Genomic DNA, 14,953 nt, shown 5'->3' on the forward strand with positions numbered 1-14,953 from the left:
ATAGGTGGACGACTTTTAAGCCGCCCGCAGCAGGACAATCCAGCCGCTACCGTGGACTAATTTTGCACCGCCGTTCTCACTTCGGGCTGGTCGCCGTCGACGTCGACGGTGAAACCTATGCCATTGCCGATATCGGCATGCGCATGCTGACGCCGCGCGAGCGGTTCCGGGCTCAAGGCTTTCCCGACAGCTACATCATCGACCGCCGGCCGGATGGGTCGAAGCTCTCGGCCACGGTTCAGGGCTCGTGCTGCGGCAATTCCGTCTGCCCGCCGCTAGCCGAGGCGCTGGTGGCCGTCAATTGTGCCGATCTATCGGCCATTTCCCCCAACAACGCAGAAGTCGCCTGAGGAGGCATAGCCATGTCATCGATCAATAAGGCCATCGTGCTGGGCAATCTCGGGCAGGACCCCGATGTCCGCACCACCCAGAACGGCACTAAGGTCGTGACCCTCTCGGTCGCCACCTCCGAGCGCTGGAAATCGAACGGCGAGCAGAAGGAACGCACCGAGTGGCACCGGGTCATTGTCTGGGGCGGGAAGGATAGCGACGGCCTGGCCGGCGTGGCCGAAAAGTATCTTCGCAAGGGCAGCAAGGTCTACATTGAGGGCAAGATACAGACCCGGAAATGGACCGATCAGAACGGGACCGATCGCTACACCACCGAGATCGTGCTGAACGGTTTCGGTGCCAACCTGGTGCTGCTTGATCGCCAGGAAGGATCGAGCAGGCCACCTTCTCCCGACAGCCCTGATGACTACGGCACGTCCAGAAGCCGGTCGGGCGGATCGGCCAATGTGGCCGATGCCGGCGGCATGGACGATGAGATTCCTTTCTGAGGAGCGTGATCATGAACCCGATATTGTCGAACGCCATTGCCGAACTTGAGGTCGTTCAGTCCCGCTTGCGCGATCACCGTGCGGCATGCCTTTCGCTGCAGCTCGACGAACTTGAGATCAAGGATTTCATCGCCAGGGCACGGCGGTATGAACGCCCCACCCTATCCGGCCAGGACGATGAGAATTTGGTAGGCGCTGAGGGCACCGCCCAAAACGCCAGCAACTCCGGGGATGACAGTTCCAAATCCAACGATTTGGTCACCACCCCCGAATACGAACCCCAGCCATCCCCCATGGCTGGCAAGGCAGCGGCTTCCATCCCCCCGGAAGTCGCTGCCGAACCCCATCCCGTAGCGAAAGCCGTCGATGAAGCGACCTCAGGGTCCGCGATGTCCGAACCGCTGGCACCGGCCAGTGGGCCTCAGGAAGCCGAGGCGGCGAGTAGGGTTGCCGGCGACCGGGCACCGGCTGCAACGTCTGAGAGAATGGACGTGACAGCCGGAGAGACGGCACCCACCCTTTACGAGCGCGTTAAGGCGGCCCACGCCGAGCACCCGGCCATGACGGCCCGAGAGATTGCGGAACTCCTCGATGCACCGCGATCCAGCGTGTCGGTCTATCTGCCCAAGGTGAAGCGCGAGGCGGTGAATGCCGCTCTCAAGGCCGATGTGGCAGAAGTCAAAGAGGCGCCCGCCTCGCTACAAGCAGCGAAGGAAACCCTCAAGGACCGCATTATCGCATGCCTTGCGGAACATCCGGACTGGAGCGACTTCGAGATAGCCGCCCATCTTGGGGCCCGCCAGACAAGCGTGTCCGGCTATATCAGTGGCCACAACATGCGCCAGCGTCCGGCGATACCAGAGCGCGAGCTGCCGACTGCCCCTGAGCCCCGCGCGGGCGAGGAAGTTGTGGTACTGCCCGAGGTCCTTCCGAACCCGCTGCGGCGGGAAGCAAAGGGCACGCCGGTCAGGCGCCCGAACGGGGTGCGATTCCGCCTCACGGATGGCAAGGGCAACTTTCTGCATATGTCCGGGGAAAAGATGACCGCGGGGCGCGCCTACGCTTGGGTGGGCACCGAGGCTCAACTGCTCAATGTTCGCCAGCGGTTCCCGATCGCCCTCGATCTGATCGAAGAAGTGGTGGAATGACCAACGGCCGTATCACCCTCAACGATATGCTCAGCGAGGTTAGCGAATGCCTCTTGAGCGCCGAGGTCTCCGAGGAGTTCCACGCGGCGCGGGGCGACAAGCCCTATGCGAAGATGGAACGGCGGATTGCCGTGCTCAAGGCGTTGCGGGACACGCTCCGCATCGTCGAGCCGGTCGAGGACGATTTCCGAGTCTATTGCCAGCGCATTGTGACGGCAAGACGCCGGGAGCGCCAGCATGGCTGAGCACGACTGGCCCGCGATCATACAGCCTGTTGCAGAGTCATTCTGGGGGGAGCCGAACAAGAAACTCTCGAGCGACAAGGAAAAGAAGTGGGGCAGCTACGGCTCACGCTCGATCAATATCGAGAAGGCGTGCTGGTTCGACCATGAAGCCGGCGAGGGCGGAAATGTCATCGAGCTTGTGCAGCGAGAGGCCGGTCTTGGCGACGACAATGCCGCCGCAATGGCATGGCTCGAGCAGGAAGGTTATATCGAGGCGCGCGAGAGGCCGCAGGAGCGGCGGGAGTCTGACCCAGCGCCCGAAGCCCGGCAAGAGCCGCAGCCCCAGGGCGGCCCGGGCGACGATGGCAGGCTCAAATGGGTGAAGGGTTACACCTACCACAATTCCGACGGAGACGGACTGTATCAGGTGTTGCGGGGGCAGTGGGTGTTGCCGGACGGATCATGGCGCCTCGCCAAGGATGGCCAGATCGATAAGACCTTCCGCCAGCGCCGCCCCGATGGAAAAGGCGGCTATATCTGGAACCTCGACGGGATCGGGCACACGATCTACCGCCACAATAAGGTCGAGGAGGCGATAGCCGCTGGTCGACCGATATTGCTGCCCGAGGGCGAAAAGGATGCCGATACGGCTGTTACGCTGGGCTTTGAAGCGTCGACCAACTCCGGAGGCGCAAAGAACTGGACGGCCGAACTCGCCGCACTGTTCAAAGGTGCCGACGTCATCATCCTGGTCGACAATGATGAGGTGGGCATCGCGGCCGGTGAGGCGAAAGCCAAGAGCCTCAAGGGCATTGCCCGGCGCATCCGTATTCTCAATTTCGCAGATCACGTCCCGAACTTCCCGGTCAAGCACGATCTAACCAATTGGGTAGAGGCCGGCGGAACAGCCGATGAGCTTCACCGGATCATCGACAGCCTGCCGGACTGGCGACCTGCCCCTCCGGTGTCGAAATTCGCGGCTCAGCGGGGCATGGACCTTGCCGGCAGCAAGATTGTCTATGACTGGCTCGTCAAGGGGCTCATTGAGCGCGGCGGCGTGTTCATCGTTGCCGGGGAGAAACAATCCGGCAAATCGTTCTTTGTCATCGACCTGGGCATGAAGATCGCCTTGGGCCTTGGCTATGGAAAGGGCGATCAGGCCCGGAAGGTTCGGCAGGGCGCCGTGATCTACATGGCCTCAGAGGACCGCAAGGGCGTCGAGTTGCGCTATGAGGGCTGGCGCCGCGACCATGATGTCCCTCGGGATCAGGACGTGCCCTTTGTCATCATGGGCGGCGGGGACGGGCAGAAATTCAGCCTCATGAGCGACGAGAGCGTCGACGCCTTCATCGCCGAGTGCCTTGAATGGGAGGACTATTACGGCAGCCTCGAAATGATCGTGATCGATACATTTTCGGTCGCTACCGAGGGGCTGGACGAGATCCACTCCGGCGAAGTGGGCAAGGTCCTGGGCCGCGTGAATCGGATCGCCGACAAGACCGGCTCGACGGTCTGCCTTGTGCATCACATGAATGGCGAGGGCAGCCGGGTGCGCGGGCACTCGTCCTTGACCGCGAACGTCTCGCAGGTGATCGAGATCAGCACGCTGCGCCGCCCGTCGCCCAACCGGAAGATGCCGGGGGAGGAGATCAAGGACGCCGACAACCGGATCATTCGCAAGGCCCTGCTGGAGAAGAACAAGAATGGCCCGAACCGCATCGCGTGGCGCTTTATCCTTCGCCAGATAAAGCTCGGGCACGACGATGACGGCTTCGAGATAACCACCTGCGTCCTCGACACACCAAGTTCGGAGCCGGACGAGGAGCAAACCAAGACCGGGCGTCTTCACCCAGCTCAAAAGCTGGTGCTGGACTGTCTGGTTGATGCCGTGGCGGACGCCGGCATAGACATGCCGAGTGGCGTGCGTGTCGGGCCCCAGATCAAGAAGGCCGTGCCGTTCAACGTCTGGCGAGCCTACGTTCGCAAGCGCTGGACATTCAAGGCGCCCGAGAACGACGTCGAACAGCGGAACAAGGAACTGGTCGAGGTTATGGGCAGGACCGGCACGGCGCTGATGAACGCCGGGTATATGGGGCGCGACAACGACAAGAAGATTGTCTGGAGCCTGGGGAAAGAGCGGAAGTCGGTTTCGGCCATGCCGGCCGCCGAGCCGCCCCCGCCATTGCCGGAAGCGGTCCAGCGCGATCTCGAGCATTTCTCCGGCATGCCAGATCAGGTGCCGTTCTGATGGTCGAGGAAGTTCAGCTCGGAATGTTTGGGCGGGAAGATGAGCGGCTGGGGCATCCGCTGTTCACCGAGCGCTGGTCCAATCGCAAGAGCTTCTGGATCGGCGTTCATGCCGGTCGCGGGCTTTCCGCCCCGGCCATCGAACGCGCCCTAGGCGAGCAAGACACTGCCAATGTCATAGCCCACATGATGAACGTCTGGGGTTTCCGGCTCGATGGCCAGAAGCACACGCATGGCATCGTCCGGGTGCCGGTTGCCGCGCTGCATCGGACCCTGATCGCGGAGGAGGCAGTCAGGCGCGAAACGGACCTGCCCGACCTCAGTCGCCAAATCCTCGCCGGTGTTGCCGCCGGTGATCTCTACAAAGCCGTTCTGGACCTATAGGGACACGCATGCACGCCGCGCTCGATCGAACCACCATGAAGCAATGGGACGCCAGGAGCGTCCGCTTCGCCTTAGCCGATGCATTCCGTGTCCTCAGCGCTATAGAGGGCAGGGTGGGTCACAAACGGATGAAGGCCGCATGGCCAGAATATATGCTGGAGCAAATCGATATCGCTGAGCAGCGGCTTGCGAAAAATATCCACCAGGGCCGGCTCAAGGCCGTGATCAAGCCCAACGCACTCCAGATCAGCCGCATGGAGACTGTCTTGCTGGGCTCTGGCGGAATGCCGGGCTGGCTCAATGGTGCCGTGAAGGCTTACCCCGAACATCGGCAGGTGCTCATCGCCGCCGCCCGGGGACAGGCGAAGCGCTACAGCGGCAGAGAGGTGGCCCGATGGCTCGGAATGCCCTTGACCACATTTCAGCGGAATAGGGACTTCGCTGCGAGCCATATCGCTCGGCAACTGAACGCCCAAGGGGTCGAGCTTTGGCACTGACCGCACACGAAAAGAAGATTGTCGTCTTGGCGCAGCTTTCGGAAGGTGACAGGATAGTGAGGCAGCGGGCAAGCGAATGCGGCACCTATCCCGATGCTGCATGGACGTTGCGGCAGCCGCAATCATCGGTATGGATTAGCACCGTGAAATGGCTTGAGCGCCACGGCCTGATTGCGGAGAGCATCGAGCCCGTCGCTGGAGAGACGCCACACGGCACCAACGATCAGACACGGCGCTGGTATCAAGCTGAAATGAAGCACCGCGTTTATGCGATCACGCAAAAAGGGCTGGACTGGTTCATTGATGAGGCTTGAACGCCAACGGTGACACAACCTCGATTGGACATAGTGGGTCAAAATCAGCGATTTATCGCGTGTTCTCGATAGGCTGGACGAACTTTCAGCCGATCCCCCCACATCGAAAGGACTGCCCCATGCGTCGTTCCCACTTCGCCGCGTTCCTTGGCCTGTTCGTCTCGCTGTTCACTGGGCTTGTCTCGGCGGTGCTGCGCCTCGACCTGCTCGATCACCGCGACCGTCTCGAACTCGACCAGGCCGCACGCAATGCCAGGATGCCGTCTGCCATGCAGCGCTTCAAGGCTTTCGTGGCCCGCGCCTTCGAGCATGATCGGTACTCCGCCGGCCGCTTCCATCTGGGGCGAAGTACCGCCACCTAACAGCTTAGATTCATCAAGCGCGCCGCCCACGGGTGACGCGCACAAATATCGCTGTGGCTTGGCGCCGAATTTCATGCCAAAAGCCCTCGTCCGGCTGCGAGGTGCAGCCGTTTAGGGCTAGATTTCCATGATTATTCTAAAGTTTGGAGCTGCAGTATCGATCGCAGCCATGCTCGTCGCCATCCCGGCCGCAGCGCAGGACGTTGAGTTCACGCTCACCAACGATTCCAGCTATACGCTGACCTATTTTTACGCCTCTCCCAGCACTGACGATTTCTGGGGCGATGACCTTCTCGGCGAGGTCGGAATACTGGAGCCGGGGTACGAAGGCACGGTGTTCATCGGCGACGGTTCGGACGAGTGCCTATACGATTTCCGCTTTGAGACTGCCGAAGGGCCTGAACTCGAAGTGGCAGGGATCGATATCTGTGAGCTGGAAAGCTACACATTGACCGACGAGTGATTACCTGGCCGCGTCACCTGCTCGGGTGGCGCGGTCCATATCTGTTCCGCTCGTTGTCCTGGGCTTCGCGAGTCGTTCCCCGTCCGTCATCGGATGAGAGGTCGAGACTTTCCGACCAGCGACCAATAAATGAACCGCAACGCGAGCAGCATATGTCCATAGCATCGACCAGTGCGCTGCCGACCAAGACGTTTTCTGCATGACATGCAGGACACGTGTTCCTTTGCTCAGTGAGCGTGAAATAAGTAGCCATAGCGTTTCCTCCCGTGTTAACGGCGAAGGCGCAAACCTCTTGTAGGGCCTCTGTCTTTCGTCACCAGCGTGCCGCAAATGCTGGAGATGATTGAGCTTAGCCTGTAATTGCGGCGAGCGCGAATCCGCGCCGGATATTTGAGCAGTTGGGGCCCCAAGGGTGCCAGCCCCTGAGTGAGAGTGGGGCTGGCGATGATCGTTAGCGCAGGAGTTCCTGGCAGACGTCCCAATTGCCGAACACGTACCAGTTGATGGCACAGCCGACACGGTAGCCGTATTCGCCATCCCTGAATCCGCCATAAGCCTGAGCCGGTGCAATGCTCGCAGCAGTGATGGCTCCCGTAACGGCCAGTGCGGTGAGAATTTTCTTCATGCTCGTTTCTCCTTTGGTTGGCATACAAAGGTTAGACGGGCCAATGTGACGAAACCTTGGGGCGGTTGCTAGAAAAGTGGTTTTCCCCGGCCGGCGGCGGAGATCCGGCACTAATGCAAGCGGGTGAGCGATGGTCGCGCGCCGGTCTCCAAAACCGAGCGCTGTAGGTTCGATTCCTGCCACCTGTGCCAGATCGACTCATGCTATGGCTCCGGCCATGCCCACCGAGTACCGCCCCAGCGGCCCGACATTCACGCGCAACAACGAGACCGTAACGCCGATGGCGCCGGTCTATTTCTGCGAGGAGTGCGGGCACGAGGGCGCCGGCTTTGGCCAGAAGCACGGCGATCATGTGCTGAGCTATTGCGGCTGGCGTGATGGGCGGCCGGTGTGTGTCGGCAAGGGCGAGAGGAAATAGTAGCCTCTATGGCGTTTGCCAAACAGCGTATGCCTGCAATGCAGCACCGGATAGTACGGCGAGCAGCGCGAGCTTGCCCAGTATACCGTAGATGCGTTCCCACATGAGAGCACCTGGTCTTGGCTCGGTGCCGATCAGCAACGCCCCACGGGTGGGGATTTTGAACGGCATTCCGAAATAGAACAGTCCGAGGACGCCCGCCACATTTAAGGCGATGCCCCACAATGCGAACTCTTTGACCATGCCCATTCTCCCCAATCCTCGTCATGAGAGCTTCGCCCAGGCTCTCGCCAAGGGCAAGACGGCAGACGATGCCTATGCACAGGCGGGGTATCGGCCGAACCGCAAGAACGCATGGCGCTTGAAGACAAATGAGGACATTGCGGCACGAGTAGCGGAGTTGGGCGCGAAAGCGGCAGAGAAAGCCGAATGGAGCGCCGCTGACAGGCTTGCCGCTCTCAAGCGCATCTCGGATGCAGCCGAGGCACAAGACCCGCGTGTGGCCGTCTCTGCCATCAGCGAGGCAAACAAGATGCAGGGCAGCCATGCCCCTGCAAAGCACACCCATTCGGGCACCATCGGCACGATCGATCCGACAAAGCTCAAGGGCATGAGCAACGAGGAGCTAGACCTTCTTGAACGCGCAATGGTCCAGATCGGAATTGCTTCGGGCGATTCGGGCGGAGAAGGAGGCGAGGAGGACTGAGGCCGATCGGGAGAAAGAGCGGGGAGACCTGCTCGCGTCCCATCTGTCATTCACTCGCAAGTTCTTCATCGAGAAGGAGGGGCAGCCTTTTTCGGTGGCGCAGTTCCACCGGGTCATTTGCGATACTCTCGACCGCGTATTTACCGGTGAGATCAAGCGGCTGATCATCAATATCCCGCCGGGTTACGGCAAGACAGAGCTGGCGGTGATCAACTTCATCGCCCGGGGGTTCGCGATCAACCCGCGCTCGCGGTTCATCCATGCCAGCTATGCCGAGCCTCTGGCGCTGGATAACTCGACCAAGGTCAAGGACGTCATCAGCCTGCCGGGCTACCAAGCCCATTGGCCGGTGCAGATGCGCCCGGACCAGAACGCCAAGGGGTTGTGGCGCACAACGGCCGGCGGTCATTTGCGTGCCGCTGCTGCTGGTCAGCCGATTACGGGGTTTCGTGCTGGCATCCTGGCCGAGCCGGGATTTACCGGCGCTCTGATTATCGATGACCCGCTCAAGCCCGATGATGCGTCGTCGGACACGACGCGGAAGTTCATCAACGCGAGGTGGGAGAACACGTTCAAGTCGCGCCTCGCTCATGAGGACGTGCCGGTCATCGTGATCATGCAGAGGCTGCACGTCGATGACTTCGTGGCCCATCTGCTGGAGAACAGTGGCGAGGAATGGCGTCTGCTCAAGCTCCCCGTGCTCATAGACGGGCAGGGAGAGGCGCCGGCGGGCAAGGTCACGCTGATCCCGCACGGGCTGCCCAGCGGGCCTCTGTGGAGCGAGAAGCACACGCTTGAGCAGATCGCGATCATCAAGCAGGCGCCGCACGTTTATGCGGGCCAATACGCCCAGGAGCCGACTGTAGAGGGCGGTAACCTATTTAAGCCGGGGCTTATGCCCCGATACGACGACCTGCCCAAGCTGGCATGGCGAGCGCTCTATGCCGATACGGCGCAGAAGACCAAGGAGCGCAACGATTACACGGTGTTCGAACACTGGGGCGCCGGATTGGACGGCAAGGCCTACTTGCTCGAGGTGGTGCGGGGCAGGTTCGAGGCGCCCGAACTGGAAAAGACCGCCGTGGCTCTATGGGGCCGCTGCAAGGACATGGACGCCGACCGATACGGCCATCTTCGCAAGATGGCGATCGAGGACAAGGTTTCGGGCACCGGCCTGATCCAATCCCTCACACGCAAGGCGATCCCGGTCATTGCCGTCCAGCGTGACAAGGACAAATACACCAGGGCACTCGACGTGGTGCCGGCCGCTGCTGCCGGTCTTGTCATGCTGCCCAAGTCGGCCCCTTGGCTGAAAGACTTCGAATCCGAACTGGCGGCGTTCCCCGATGGTGGGTTCGACGATCAGGTCGATCCCTTCATCGATGCCGTGCTCGATATCTGCGGCTTCCTCGGCATGAACCTGGACAACCTTTGAGGCGGACATGGGAAATATTCTGACCTTCGTCCGCGACGGGCTGGCCAGCGCCATTGCCGGGCTGGGTACTGAGCGGGACAAGGCGGCGTCTGTCTATTACACCGAGACGGCGATCGACGTTCAGCAGCTCGTGGCGGCTTACCGCACGTCCTGGCTGCCCAGGAAGATCATCGACATCCCCGCGCTCGATTCTTGCCGAGCATGGCGCGCGTGGCAGGCCAAGAACCACCAGATCGAGCAGATCGAGGCGGAGGAAAAGCGCCTCGGCGTTCAGGCAAAGGTTCTGGAGGCACGCAAGAAGGCTCGGCTGTTTGGCGGCGCCGCGATCTACATCGACCTGGGCGATGATGCCTCCCAGCCGATCCGGCCCGACGCGGTAAGGGCAGGGGGCATTCGTTTCCTGACCGTGTTGTCCCCGAACCAGTTGCAGCCCGGCGAAATCGAGACGGACCCGCTATCGCCGCTCTATGGCCGCCCGAAGGACTATTCCATCGTTGCTGGCACAACGGCGCAGGTGAAGGTTCACCCATCACGCCTTGCCATCTTCATCGGCAATGAGTTGCCGGATCGCGACATGACCTCGGGTGCGTCTTTCGCTTGGGGGGATAGCATCCTGACTTCGGTCATGGAGGCCGTGAAGCAGGCCGATGCTACGTCCGCTAACATTGCGAGCCTGATCTTCGAGGCCAATGTGGATGTGGTCACGATGGAGGGCCTGATGGCCTATGTCGGCACTCCGGATGGCGAACGGAAGGTCACAGAGCGCTATCGTATCGCCGCCACGGGCAAGAGCATCAACCGCATGTTGATCCTCGACGGCAAGGAGAAGTATGAGCGCAAGTCAGCGAGCTTCCAGACGCTGCCCGACTTGATGGACCGGTTCTTCCAGAACGTCAGTGGTGCGGCAGATATTCCGATGACGCGTCTGTTCGGCCAGTCGCCTGGTGGGCTTAATGCCTCGGGCGAGAGCGATCTGCGCAATTACTATGATCGCATCGCATCCAGCCAGTCTTTGGAAATGCAGCCGGCCATGTCGATGCTTGATGAATGCCTGATCCGCTCGGCCACTGGCGGGCGTGATGCTGATATCCACTACGTCTGGAACCCGCTCTGGCAGATGAGCGAGAAGGAAAAGGCGGAGATCTTCAAGGCCAAGTCCGACGCAGCCCGGACCATTGCCGGCACTGGCGGGACCAGTGAGCCTCTGATGCCTATCGATGCCCTCTCGGACGCCTTCGTCAATGAGCTGATCGAGGATGGCACGCTGGCAGGACTGGAGGCAGCCATCCTAAAATATGGCGCCCTTGCCGAGCAGGACGAGGATGAGGACGACGTGCGGGCCGCCCTGGGCGCCGACAACGACGATGATCCCGCCCAGGGGCGCCGCCAGCGCATTGCGACCCGTGACGCGGCCCCGCGCACGCTCTATGTCCGCCGTGACGTGATCAACAAGGCCGAGATCATCCGCTGGGCAAAGTCGCAGGGTTTCACCGATATCGTCCCTGATCTGCACGTCACCATCGCCTACAGCCGTACGCCGGTCGACTGGTTCAAGGTCGGCACGTCATGGGCTGACAAGGTTGAGATCGCCGCCGGTGGTCCGCGCCAGATGGCAGAACTAGGCCCGACCGGTGATTATAAGGCGCTGCTGATCACGGCCAATGAGTTGGTGTGGCGGAACAAGGAAATCCGCGAGGCCGGGGCTTCGTGGGATTGGTCCGACTATCAACCGCATATCTCGATTGCCGTGGGCGGTGAAATGCCGGACGGCGTCGAGCCCTATCAGGGCAAGATCGTGCTGGGCGCGGAAATCTTCGAGGAAGTCCGGGAGGACTGACCACCATGCAATTCACAGACGCTGTAACCGTCGAGGGTAAGCCTCGCCGGATCGCTGACGGCTACCTTGTCGCGACCGCCAAGTGCGTCCGCACCGGTATCCAACTCTATACCGGAGACGAACTCGGCAAGCCCGATATGCTGGTCGTTCGGGTCTATCGCCCCGCTGAGGAGGTATTCGCCAAGGACAGCCTCCAGAGCTTCAGCCATGCCCCGATCACCATCGACCACCCCACCGAGCAGGTGACAGCAGAGAACTGGCGCCAGCTTTCGGTCGGTGAGGTCAGCACCGCGGCGAAGCAAGTGGGCGATTGGGTCGAGCTGCCGCTGATCTTCAAGGACGCTGCTGCCATTCAGGCGATCGAGGGCGGCAAGCGGGAACTGTCGGCGGGGTATGTGGCCGATTTCGACTTCACGCCCGGCACGACGCCCCAGGGCGAGCCCTACGACGCCGTTCAGCGGTCCATCCGCGTCAATCACCTCGCACTGGTCGACAAGGCCCGGGCGGGGTCCAAAGCTCGCGTTGGTGACAGCGCGAAAACCTGGGGCGCTGCCCCGATCCCTACAACCACCCAGGAGACAATCACCGTGAGTGATGCACTTCGTACTGTGGTCGTGGACGGTCTCTCGGTGAGCACCACCGATCAGGGCGCCCAGGCCATCGACAAACTTCAGAAGGCCGTCGCCGACGCCCAGACGAAACTCACCGACGCCGAAACCGGACACAAGGCCGCCATTGAGGCCAAGGACACCGAAATCGGCACCCTCAAGGCCGATCTCAAGAAGGCGCAGGACGCGGCCAATATCGACGTGTCCAAGCTCGTCGCCGATCGCGTTGCGCTGGAAACCCAGGTCAAGGCCATCGATGCCTCGATCGATCCTGCCGGCAAGACCGATGACGAACTCCGCAAGGCGACCGTTGTGGCCAAACTCGGCGACGAGATGGTCAAGGACGCCCAGCCCGCCGAGATCAACGGCATGTTCAAGGCGCTCACTAAGGACGCCAAGCCCAACGATACTGTCCGCGATGCACTGCGCACCCAGGACCACAGCATCGTCGCCAACGATGGCTGGGGCGAGGGCGTGTTTGCCTCGGCAGGCGTCGAGTTCAAGAAAGGAGCCTGACCCATGGCACAGCTCAATGAAACCCGCGGCACGGCCAATTTCCTCGTCTCCGAGGCCAACGGCATGTACCGCAGCCGTGATACCGGCACGGTCGCTGCCGGCGCCTCGCCCGGTCTGATCGCAGGCACCATCCTCGGCAAGCTGACGGCCAGCGGCAATTATGTGGCGTATGCCCCGGCTGGTGAGGATGGCTCCCAGACGATCGCGGGCATCCTGTTCGAGGCCGCAGTCGGCACCGTCAAGAAGACCGTCGTCGTTCGCGACTGCGAAGTGAACGGTGCCCACCTCATCTACCAGTCCGGCGCCAATGACGCTGCGAAGGCCACGGCCAACGCTGCGCTCAAGGCGCTCGGCATCATCGTCCGCTAAAGGAGGCCGATACCATGGCATCTATGGATATCTTCAACAACTCGGCCTTCTCGATGACCTCGCTCACCGGCGCGGTCAGCAAGGTCGGGTTCAAGCCCCAGCTTCTGGGGTCGCTGGGCATCTTCGAGCCCATGCCGGTTCGCACCCGGTCGCTGTTCGTGGATCGTCGGGAAAATGCTCTCACGCTCATCCCGACCAGCCCCACCGGTGCGCCGCCCAAGGAACTTGAGGTCGATCCCCGCAATGCGGTGCCGCTCAAGACCACGCGCCTCGCCAAGGGCTTTACACTCTATGCCGAGGAAATCCAGGGCATCCGTGCCTTTGGCTCGGAAACCGAATTCGCCCAGGTGCAGGCCGAATATCTGCGCCGCATGGCGATGGTCCGCGACGACATGGATCTGACCCACGAGTATCACCGCCTCGGTGCGCTCCAGGGCCTGTTGCTCGATGCCGATGGCACCACGGTGATCTACAACTACTTCACCGAGTTCGGTGTCTCCGAGGCCACGGCTATTGACTTCGACCTCGACAATGCCAGCCCGGCCACCGGTGCGGTTCGCAAAAAGTGCGCTACCGTCATCCGTGCCATGGCGCGGTCCGCCGGAGGAGCGTTTACTCCGTCCACGACCATCCACGCCTTGGTCGGTGATGCCTTCTATGATGACCTGATCTCGCATCCCGAGGTGGAAAAGACCTACCTCAACTGGGCTGCGGCTGCCGACCTCCGTCAGGATAAGACGTGGCAGGCCTTCACCTACGGCGGGATCACCTGGCACAACTATCGCGGCACCGACGACAACTCGACGGTGGCGATCGATCCGGATGAAGCGAAGTTCTTCCCCGTTGGTGCCCGGGACGTGTTCAAGAAGGCGATGGCTCCGGCCGAGTTTGGTCCCTACGTCAACACGCTGGGGCAGGACGTGTACGCCATGAACATCCCGGACCGTGACCGTCAGGCGTTCACGCGCGGCGAACTTTACAGTTACCCGTTGTATTTCGTGCAGCGCCCGGACGTTCTGCGCAAGGGGACGAGGACCTGACCATGGCCCAGTATCACGTCAAGAACGAGGGCTTTCTCGCGAAGGCCTTCAAGGTTAAGGGCGGCCATCAGGTCGTTCCGGCCGGCAAGTCCGCCGATGTCCTCGACGCCAAGGAACTGACCGAGGCCCAGATCGATGCCTTTGCCCGCGACAAGGTGAAGGTCATCGTGAAAGGCAAGGCCAAGGCCGAAAAGCCCAGGGACGACGATCAGCCCAAGTCCGCTGCCGAAGTCCTCGATCTGGCCGATGGTAACTTCATGGCGTTCAAGGCCGCCGCATCGAAGGTGCTGGGCGATGACACGCCGCCCACCAAGGATGAGATCATCGCGGCGCTGAAGGCCAAGGCCGAGGCTTAATCAACATGGGGCGTGGGAGACTGCGCCCCTAATCCTTCCTGAGTATTTCGTCCGTCACTTCCCGCCCCGTGTGGGTGGGTGTAATCAGGTCGGTGAGGTCAAACCCCTGGCGCTGGGCTTCGGCTAGGTATTCTTCGCGCTCATTGGCAGGCAGGTCTGGTTGACGTGCCAGCAGCCAAAGGTTCTTTCGGTCGGGGGTTCCGACCAAGGACGTCTGGTACTCCGGATTGATTTTCAGCACCCAGTAATCGCCGCTGGTGAACGGTATCCACCGGATGAACTCGGGAAGGAACGTCACCTTCAAACGGGAATTGGCATCATCGACCGGCGTTGCGTTGCCCAGCGCCTGTGAAGGCTCGCCGTCCTCATCGAAGCACCGATTATCGACCCGGACGCTACCGTCCTCATTGAGCGAGTAGGTCGCGGTGATATCGGTCGCCGTCTCGTCCTCGTATTTCAGGGGCAGGCGGCAGATTTCATACCAGCGGCTGTCAACGGCGGGGTAAAAGTCGGCCATTGGGCGGCGCAAAACCAGGCCACTTGATGTTGGGGGTATCGAGCGCCG

At 61.5% G+C, this 14,953-nt stretch carries 21 protein-coding genes and 1 tRNA gene; 19 read left to right on the forward strand and 3 right to left on the reverse strand.

The annotated features are described in order from the left end of the window. Positions 1-62 precede the first annotated feature (62 nt). The 10 genes from DVH29_RS15175 to DVH29_RS15220 all read left to right on the forward strand — a co-directional run bounded on the left by DVH29_RS15175 (position 63) and on the right by DVH29_RS15220 (position 6,478). Positions 63-350: a DNA cytosine methyltransferase gene (locus DVH29_RS15175; protein WP_342769913.1), complete on the forward strand. Its 288-nt coding sequence runs from the start codon at positions 63-65 to the stop codon at positions 348-350. A 12-nt stretch (positions 351-362) separates the two neighbouring features. Next, positions 363-839, forward strand: coding sequence for a single-stranded DNA-binding protein (gene ssb / locus DVH29_RS15180; RefSeq protein WP_245945029.1), 477 nt, complete (start codon positions 363-365; stop codon positions 837-839). An 11-nt stretch (positions 840-850) separates the two neighbouring features. Further along, complete coding sequence (locus tag DVH29_RS15185) at positions 851-1,987, forward strand: hypothetical protein (RefSeq protein ID WP_114647035.1); 1,137 nt, start codon at positions 851-853, stop codon at positions 1,985-1,987. Further along, a complete protein-coding gene (locus DVH29_RS15190) occupies positions 1,984-2,232 on the forward strand; it encodes a hypothetical protein (protein WP_114647036.1) in 249 nt (82 codons plus the stop codon). The genes DVH29_RS15185 and DVH29_RS15190 overlap by 4 nt, the downstream gene beginning before the upstream one ends. Next, positions 2,225-4,459 carry an AAA family ATPase gene (locus DVH29_RS15195; RefSeq protein ID WP_114647037.1) on the forward strand — a complete coding sequence of 745 codons (2,235 nt, stop codon included), beginning with the start codon at positions 2,225-2,227 and terminating at the stop codon, positions 4,457-4,459. The genes DVH29_RS15190 and DVH29_RS15195 overlap by 8 nt, the downstream gene beginning before the upstream one ends. Further along, positions 4,459-4,842: a hypothetical protein gene (locus DVH29_RS15200; RefSeq protein ID WP_114647038.1), complete on the forward strand. Its 384-nt coding sequence runs from the start codon at positions 4,459-4,461 to the stop codon at positions 4,840-4,842. The genes DVH29_RS15195 and DVH29_RS15200 overlap by 1 nt, the downstream gene beginning before the upstream one ends. Positions 4,843-4,850: 8 nt before the next feature. Beyond that, positions 4,851-5,339, forward strand: a complete 489-nt coding sequence (locus DVH29_RS15205; RefSeq protein WP_114647039.1) for a hypothetical protein — start codon at positions 4,851-4,853, stop codon at positions 5,337-5,339. After that, a complete protein-coding gene (locus DVH29_RS15210) occupies positions 5,330-5,653 on the forward strand; it encodes a hypothetical protein (protein ID WP_114647040.1) in 324 nt (107 codons plus the stop codon). The genes DVH29_RS15205 and DVH29_RS15210 overlap by 10 nt, the downstream gene beginning before the upstream one ends. 119 nt (positions 5,654-5,772) lie before the next feature. Then, a complete protein-coding gene (locus DVH29_RS15215; RefSeq protein ID WP_114647041.1) occupies positions 5,773-6,015 on the forward strand; it encodes a hypothetical protein in 243 nt (80 codons plus the stop codon). A 169-nt stretch (positions 6,016-6,184) separates the two neighbouring features. Then, positions 6,185-6,478 (forward strand): hypothetical protein, encoded by a 294-nt coding sequence (locus tag DVH29_RS15220; RefSeq protein WP_147276131.1) that lies wholly within the window; start codon positions 6,185-6,187, stop codon positions 6,476-6,478. Positions 6,479-6,929: 451 nt separating this feature from the next. Here DVH29_RS15220 and DVH29_RS16450 read toward each other — a convergent pair whose 3' ends face one another. Further along, complete coding sequence (locus DVH29_RS16450) at positions 6,930-7,103, reverse strand: hypothetical protein (RefSeq protein WP_158541701.1); 174 nt, start codon at positions 7,101-7,103, stop codon at positions 6,930-6,932. A 119-nt stretch (positions 7,104-7,222) separates the two neighbouring features. Between DVH29_RS16450 and DVH29_RS15225 the strand changes: the two genes are divergently transcribed. Together DVH29_RS15225 and DVH29_RS15230 are read left to right on the forward strand one after the other, a co-directional pair. Then, positions 7,223-7,294: transfer RNA gene (locus tag DVH29_RS15225), tRNA-Trp, on the forward strand. A gap of 26 nt (positions 7,295-7,320) precedes the next feature. Next, complete coding sequence (locus DVH29_RS15230) at positions 7,321-7,521, forward strand: hypothetical protein (protein ID WP_147276132.1); 201 nt, start codon at positions 7,321-7,323, stop codon at positions 7,519-7,521. 6 nt (positions 7,522-7,527) lie between these two features. Here DVH29_RS15230 and DVH29_RS15235 read toward each other — a convergent pair whose 3' ends face one another. Further along, positions 7,528-7,764, reverse strand: a complete 237-nt coding sequence (locus DVH29_RS15235; protein ID WP_147276133.1) for a hypothetical protein — start codon at positions 7,762-7,764, stop codon at positions 7,528-7,530. Here DVH29_RS15235 and DVH29_RS15240 point away from each other — a divergent pair. Genes DVH29_RS15240 through DVH29_RS15270 form a run of 7 tightly spaced genes read left to right on the forward strand, consistent with a single transcriptional unit; the run spans position 7,763 to position 14,388 of the window. Continuing rightward, complete coding sequence (locus DVH29_RS15240; RefSeq protein WP_114647045.1) at positions 7,763-8,227, forward strand: hypothetical protein; 465 nt, start codon at positions 7,763-7,765, stop codon at positions 8,225-8,227. The genes DVH29_RS15235 and DVH29_RS15240 overlap by 2 nt on opposite strands. Further along, positions 8,157-9,662, forward strand: coding sequence for a phage terminase large subunit (gene terL / locus DVH29_RS15245; protein WP_245945031.1), 1,506 nt, complete (start codon positions 8,157-8,159; stop codon positions 9,660-9,662). Before DVH29_RS15240 ends, terL begins: the two co-directional genes overlap by 71 nt. 7 nt (positions 9,663-9,669) lie before the next feature. Next, positions 9,670-11,499 carry an anti-CBASS protein Acb1 family protein gene (locus tag DVH29_RS15250; RefSeq protein ID WP_114647046.1) on the forward strand — a complete coding sequence of 610 codons (1,830 nt, stop codon included), beginning with the start codon at positions 9,670-9,672 and terminating at the stop codon, positions 11,497-11,499. Positions 11,500-11,504: 5 nt separating this feature from the next. After that, positions 11,505-12,623: a DUF2213 domain-containing protein gene (locus DVH29_RS15255; RefSeq protein ID WP_114647047.1), complete on the forward strand. Its 1,119-nt coding sequence runs from the start codon at positions 11,505-11,507 to the stop codon at positions 12,621-12,623. Positions 12,624-12,626: 3 nt separating this feature from the next. Next, positions 12,627-12,992 (forward strand): head decoration protein, encoded by a 366-nt coding sequence (locus tag DVH29_RS15260; RefSeq protein WP_114647048.1) that lies wholly within the window; start codon positions 12,627-12,629, stop codon positions 12,990-12,992. A 14-nt stretch (positions 12,993-13,006) separates the two neighbouring features. Then, positions 13,007-14,032 carry a major capsid protein gene (locus DVH29_RS15265; protein WP_114647049.1) on the forward strand — a complete coding sequence of 342 codons (1,026 nt, stop codon included), beginning with the start codon at positions 13,007-13,009 and terminating at the stop codon, positions 14,030-14,032. A 2-nt stretch (positions 14,033-14,034) separates the two neighbouring features. Next, positions 14,035-14,388 (forward strand): hypothetical protein, encoded by a 354-nt coding sequence (locus tag DVH29_RS15270; RefSeq protein WP_114647050.1) that lies wholly within the window; start codon positions 14,035-14,037, stop codon positions 14,386-14,388. Between the two features lie 28 nt (positions 14,389-14,416). Here the strand turns inward: DVH29_RS15270 and DVH29_RS15275 are convergent, their stop codons facing one another. After that, positions 14,417-14,905: a lipocalin family protein gene (locus DVH29_RS15275; RefSeq protein WP_114647051.1), complete on the reverse strand. Its 489-nt coding sequence runs from the start codon at positions 14,903-14,905 to the stop codon at positions 14,417-14,419. Between the last annotated feature and the right edge of the window lie 48 nt (positions 14,906-14,953).

The organism is Pelagibacterium lacus, assembly GCF_003345525.1.
In the GTDB taxonomy this organism is placed as follows: domain Bacteria; phylum Pseudomonadota; class Alphaproteobacteria; order Rhizobiales; family Devosiaceae; genus Pelagibacterium; species Pelagibacterium lacus.